This is a genomic window from Bilifractor sp. LCP19S3_H10 (assembly GCF_052119185.1).
Taxonomy (GTDB): Bacteria; Bacillota; Clostridia; order Lachnospirales; family Lachnospiraceae; genus Bilifractor.
Genome location: NZ_JBQKFT010000052.1, coordinates 1 through 1217 on the forward strand (window position 1 = coordinate 1; position 1217 = coordinate 1217).

1 protein-coding gene and 1 pseudogene are annotated in these 1217 nt (G+C 54.7%); both read left to right on the plus strand.

Annotated features, from left to right (window positions below; translation table 11 throughout):
* Nucleotides 1–790: pseudogene (locus ACTQZS_RS15335) on the plus strand (hypothetical protein); the annotation flags it as partial.
* A partial coding sequence (locus ACTQZS_RS15340) for a recombinase family protein (protein WP_441476588.1) occupies nt 774–1217 on the plus strand: 444 nt, incomplete at its 3' end. The pseudogene ACTQZS_RS15335 and the gene ACTQZS_RS15340, both read left to right, overlap by 17 nt.

Sequence of the window (1217 nt, forward strand, 5' to 3'; positions counted from 1 at the left end):
GATCGGAGACTACACGGTTCTTCGGAACGCACACATCCGGGTTGCCGATGAAAAGGCAGATCCCGGGCTGATCGGAAAGCTCAAAGAAAGCGGTCTGATCGTGGATGAAAAGAAAGGCACAGGCATCGAGGCAGAGATCGCAGATGACGTGACGGCCCGGGTCAACCTCATCCACATGCTTTCTTCGAAGGGCGTGCTCATCAACAAGGCCATCGGACAGCCGAACGCCTTCTTTGTATCGGCAGTCCTCCTCAAGAACCTGAAAGAAACAAATCCGGCAAACCTTTCTGAGCTTCAGACGGTGCTGGTAAAAAGCGGCGCAGAGAAGGCACTTAGGGGCATCACTTTTTCTTCCATAAAGGTGCTCTTTACCGGATTCCCAAAGGATCGGACGGTGGAGGAGCTGGCGGCCTATCGGGACTTTGCAGAAGGACTTGTCAAAGCCTGTGAGAAGGCTGCCTGGGTAAAAGCAGATCCGGTGAAAACCAGCAATGAACGATACACGTTCCGAAGCTGGATGAACAGCATCGGCATGGGCGGCAAGGAACACGCAGATACCCGGAGGATTCTGATGGAGCGGATGGGTGGAAATACGGCATTCCGGACAGATGAACAGAGGGAAAAGGCGATGCGCCGTCGCCGGAAGAAAAAGGAGGTGGGAAAGCATGAGCAAAAAGCAGAGCCGGACTTCATCGTCCTCGGATCATGTGATCGTGATTCCGCACATAGAGCGCCCACAGGATCAGCGGATCAAAACAGCGGTGTACTGCCGGGTGTCCAGCAAGCATGAGGACCAGGAGTACTCACTGGAAAACCAGATCGCTCACTACAAGGAAACCATCGGAGAGGACCCAAGGTACGAGCTGGTCGAGATCTACTACGACTTCGGAATCTCCGGATTCAAGGCAGCACGGCCCGGGTTCCAGAAGATGCTCGAAGAATCAAAGGATGGGAAGTTTGAGCTGGTCATCACAAAGTCCATCACCCGCTTTGCCCGGAACACTGGGATCGTTCTGGATGCCACAAGACTTCTCAAGGAGCGCGGCATCGGGGTGTACTTTGAGCTTCAGGGAATCAATACGCTAGGAGAAGGCGGCGAGCTTCTCATGACGCTCTTTGCCGCATTCGGTCAGGCGGAGAGCGAGGCAAACCGGCTCGGGACCAGGATGGCCATTCAGCGGAAGGTACAAGTACAGGAGCCCATCCAGCAGATCCAG